This is a genomic window from Capnocytophaga sp. oral taxon 329 str. F0087 (assembly GCF_000213295.2).
GTDB classification, from domain to species: domain Bacteria; phylum Bacteroidota; class Bacteroidia; order Flavobacteriales; family Flavobacteriaceae; genus Capnocytophaga; species Capnocytophaga leadbetteri_A.
The window spans coordinates 1-4,619 of the sequence record NZ_KN390049.1; the positions used below are offsets into that span (position 1 = coordinate 1).

Genomic DNA, 4,619 nt, shown 5'->3' on the forward strand with positions numbered 1-4,619 from the left:
AGCTACCAATAATGAGGAAACTATTACTTTCAGTGCCCTACACGCTGGTAAAACCTTTGTAGGATTTAAAGAAGCCCTAGCCTATCGCGAGTCGCGAGGCAGTTATACGGTAGTAAACCGTTTTGGGTATATGGGCAAATACCAATTTGGCAAACGTATCTTGCGCTTTTTTGGGGTAAATGATATGGACGAGTTTCTCAACTCTCCTGAGCAGCAAGAACGGGTCTTCACCCTCAGCCTACAGCGCAGCAAGTGGTTTTTGCGCAAGGAAATAGAAAAATATGTAGGCAAAAAAATCAACGGAATAGAAATAACAGAATCAGGTATTCTAGCAGCCGCACACTTAGCAGGGGCTACTTCGGTGCGCAAATATTTTAAACGCCAAGGCAATTATGATTTTGCCGATGGCAATGGCATTACACTGCAACATTATCTGAAGCTCTTTGCAGGCTATGACACCTCGCACATAGTGCCAGAAGAAAAGCCTAAAATATAACTTTTTTCAACTCGATATAATTACTTTGTCAAGAAACGAACTGCTATACAGTTTTTTCTTGACAAAGTTTTTTTTGTGTAATTATTTAGTGAGTAGTAGTTATTCTTTTAAGCTTTTTATGTTAAAATATTTGCGCATTTAGAAATAATATGTACTTTTGCGTCGTAAATAAATGAAACAACGAGTTTGTTAAACACAACATATTAAGAAAAGTTTCACGTTTTTTTTTATTGTTCTACATACAAGAAAAGCGTGTAATACTGAAGCATATAATTTTAATTTTTTGTAATATGAGTTTAGTATTCAAAACCCTTCGTTGGGGCGCACTTCTTTGCAGCCTCATACTGCTCACTACCGCTTTTGTTCCTTCAACCGAAGCGAGTAGTAAAGACCTTAGTTGCACTGTAGAAGTGCGCAATGCTGATGGTTCGGCAGCTAAATACGCCAAAGTATCTACCGATGTGTCAGGTGGCGTGTTCTGTGCTGGCGGACGTACTTTTGAGGCGAACGCTAATGGCAAAGTAACCCTTTATTGGGTAGATGGTTGTAAGCTTACAGCTGTATTTGTAAAAGGTGATAAATACAAAGTGGACTACCAAGACGGCGGTTCGTACACCCTTACTCTTAAATAATAACCCTAAAAACAAAAAAAGTAATGAAGATGTTAAAACATTTAGGTATCTTATGCCTCAGTATGGCTATTTTGGTAGGCTGTAGCAAGAAAGACGAGGGAGAAGACAACCCAACTCCTACTCCTCCTGAACCCACTCCCAAAGAAGAAGTGGTAAAAAAACAAAGTATCACCGTTGAACTTCCTAAAGAAGTAGATAAGAAAATCTTAGATGAGTTAGTAGTCTCTAATGCTTACGGAAATTTCAAACTAACTGAAAAGCCAGAAGAGAGCAAACCTAATCCTACGGGAAGAGGTGCTATTAATGGAAATGTTTTCTATGGGGGAACTTTTCAGTATACTTCACCTGGGCTTATTATCAACAATGTACTCAACCAACAAGGAGACTTAATGATGTGCTGTGTAACGGACCCTACAGCAAGAACAGGAAGTCTTATTATAGATGCTGAACAAACAGCCATTGCCTTACTAATGTTGCGCCCTGAGCTTATTACAAGTAATAAAGCTGAGTTTCAGCAAGCTGTGAAAATTATCAGAAGTTTACCTGAATTTGGAGATTATAGAGCTCAGGTAGCTGCTGAAATGCTCGTAAGTATGAATGCTCGTAAGTGCCCTAATTATTCAGGACTCAATGGTTATAACAGAGTTTTAGTTGCCCTACTGAAAAAAGTAAGAGCTAATATTTCAAATAGTAATGAAAGCCAAGTAGAGTTTACTAAGGGTAGTATGAAGAAGAAAGATGGTGCTTTCAATTTCACAGTTACTAATCATCTGAAGAGAGTGATACACATCTATCCTAAAAAAATGAAATTGCAAAACAATGGGCTTATTGCTAGTGAAGAGTATATAGATGAAGGTGGACTTTCAAAAGTAGAAGTGCTCAAACCACAAGGTACTAATTATTGGAAAGTGGTATACGGCTCATTGCAAGGAGAGACAGGTAGCATTTTCAAAGCTACTACCGACCCTATAAATGTAGATATAGGTAATGCCGATAAACTGAAATTAGAAATTTATGGAGTAGGACAATTAGAAAAGCCTTTTGATGAGTATTCTCAAGACGAAAAAAAACGTATTCTTATAGCTTTCTTACATAGTGGATACAGTGATTTTATAAAACCTATTATTGATTTAGCTTTAGGACTTGAAGATTTAGGAAATGCTTCAGGAGTTGACAACTTCAAGTATGATTTTCGCTATGGTTCTAGAAACCATCCTATGAGACAGCTTCTTACTACCTTAGCAGAGGATTTTATGAAAGACCCTGAAGAACTAAAAAAATTCTTGAAGAGTATTCACGATAGAGAGTTTTTGATAGCAAGTGGGCAACTATCCTATTTTATGGTTCAACAGTTGCTTAACAACCCTGATGCTAAAAAGCAAAATCAGTATATGAGTAATATTTATGAGCTAACCAAAATGTATGCAGGAGTAACTCGTACTAAAGATATCTATAGAAGTACCCTTAAAAGTTACTACAACCAAAGTTCTCATATACTAAAAGCTAATTTTGTAACGAAAGTAATTAAGATAAGTGAGTTGGCAGTAGATGTAGCAGGTGCAATCTATGCTTATTTTAATACTAATGCTGTTTCTCAGCTTATTGAAGACCGTGCTGATGCTCCCTACTTTACACTAAATAACCCTAAAGAAGGCGAGGCGTTCAACGATACTAAGACTATTACCTTTAGATGGGATTTCTTCAGAGGCAACTTCAATGCATTTGGTGATAGAATGAAAATAGATTTGGTAATAGAATGTCTACAGCGCGATGGGTCTTATATTATAGAAACTATACCAGATTTGCCTTATGACGCCCGCGAAAAGACAGTAGACCTCAATACTATTGCAAGTTTCAAAGGCTTATATATCTTCCGTTGGAAAGTGATAGCCCGTCACCGTCTCAATAGCAATATGAAGGTAGAGTCAGCTTATGGTAATTTTAGAACCAAAGAGTTAGCTCCTCTCACCCTTTCTACCGATGCAGTAACTCTCAAAAAAGGAGAAAATGTGCAAGTAAACATTACCTCTGGTACAGGTAGCTATACTCTTGCTACTAGCAATGCCTACATAGCTACTGCCAGCTTGGTAAAAATGAATACTATAACCGTTTTTGGTAAAGGCAAAGGTACTGCTGTAATAGTAGTAACCGACAATGAAAGTGGTGAAAAGAAAAGTATAACAGTAAATGTTCAGGCAAGTGCTTCTGATATTCCTGATGGAGTAATAATTGAAAATGGAGTGCTTAAAAAATGGCCTTGCGACAAGATTCCTGATGATGGTAAAGTGGTAATACCTAGTAATGTAACTGAAATTGGTGGCAAAGCTTTTGAAGGGTGTAGCGAATTGAGTGTTGTAGAAATTGCTAATTCAGTAAGTAAAATAGATTATGCTGCTTTTCGCAATTGTAAGGCTTTAAAAAGCATCACGATTCCTAGTAATGTAAAAACTATAGATTATGAAGCCTTTAATGGATGTAGTGCTTTAACAAGTGTTACTATAGCTAATGGTTTACGGGATATAGGACACTATGCTTTTGCTAATTGCAGCAGTCTTACCAATATACTATTACCTAATTCTGTTAGAAATATAGGGCATAGTGTTTTTGATAATTGTAGCAGCCTTACCCAAATAGTAATCCCCGATTCCGTTAGAAATATGGGAGAAACTGTATTTCGAAATTGTTCAGTTCTTGAAAGTGCTAAGCTCTCTGAAAATATAACAGTTATACCAAGTAGTACATTTGTTAATTGTTATAGTTTGAAAAGTATAGCGTTTTCAAGTAGTTTAACCTCTGTAGGTTATTATGCTTTTGAGAATTGTAAGAGTTTATCTACAATTACTTTCCCTAAAACTATCAGCGGTATATACTATAGTAATAATTCTCCATTTATCGGCTGTACAAACTTAAAAACAGTAAATATCAAAGGTACAATACCCTTTGGTCTTTATCCTATTATGAATTATACTAATGCTACTGTGTATGTGCCTGAAATAAGTTTAGAAGCATACCAAAAATATAATGATAGTAGCTATAAAGACAGAATAAAAGCCCTTAAATAGGTTATTTGTTATCTACAAAAAGAGCTACTTCACAAAGAGAGGTAGCTCTTTCTTTATTAATTATACAAATGCCGTGTCATTTGCCATTTGTCATTTGTCATTTGTCATTATTTTAGTACCTTTGCCCCCTAAAACGCTTAATAGTTGCCGTTATGAAAAAACGCCTATTTTTACTCGATGCCTATGCCCTTATTTTTAGGGGCTACTACGCTTTTATTAAAAACCCGCGTATCAATTCCAAAGGACTGAATACCTCTGCCATTTTGGGCTTTATGAACTCCCTTTTCGATGTGATGAAAAAGGAGCGACCTCATCATTTAGCCGTAGCATTCGATAAGGGCGGTAGTGTAGCGCGCACCGAGCTCTTTGCCGATTATAAAGCTAACCGCGAAGAAACCCCTGAGGCTATCCGCATAGCTATTCCTTATA

General features: G+C 36.6%; 3 protein-coding genes and 1 pseudogene. All 4 read left to right on the forward strand.

Annotation, left to right across the window (positions count from 1 at the left end; all coding sequences use genetic code 11):
- Positions 1-496: hypothetical protein (locus HMPREF9074_RS12460; protein ID WP_052141389.1), on the forward strand; the 496-nt coding region annotated here is incomplete at its 5' end.
- A 290-nt stretch (positions 497-786) separates the two neighbouring features.
- The gene (locus HMPREF9074_RS10420; RefSeq protein ID WP_009390113.1) at positions 787-1,128 is read left to right on the forward strand and encodes a hypothetical protein; all 342 of its coding nucleotides are present in this window, start codon (positions 787-789) and stop codon (positions 1,126-1,128) included.
- A 29-nt stretch (positions 1,129-1,157) separates the two neighbouring features.
- A complete protein-coding gene (locus HMPREF9074_RS11795; RefSeq protein ID WP_052141390.1) occupies positions 1,158-4,190 on the forward strand; it encodes a leucine-rich repeat protein in 3,033 nt (1,010 codons plus the stop codon).
- Between the two features lie 152 nt (positions 4,191-4,342).
- Positions 4,343-4,619 (forward strand): annotated as a pseudogene (locus HMPREF9074_RS10430) (DNA polymerase I); the annotation flags it as partial.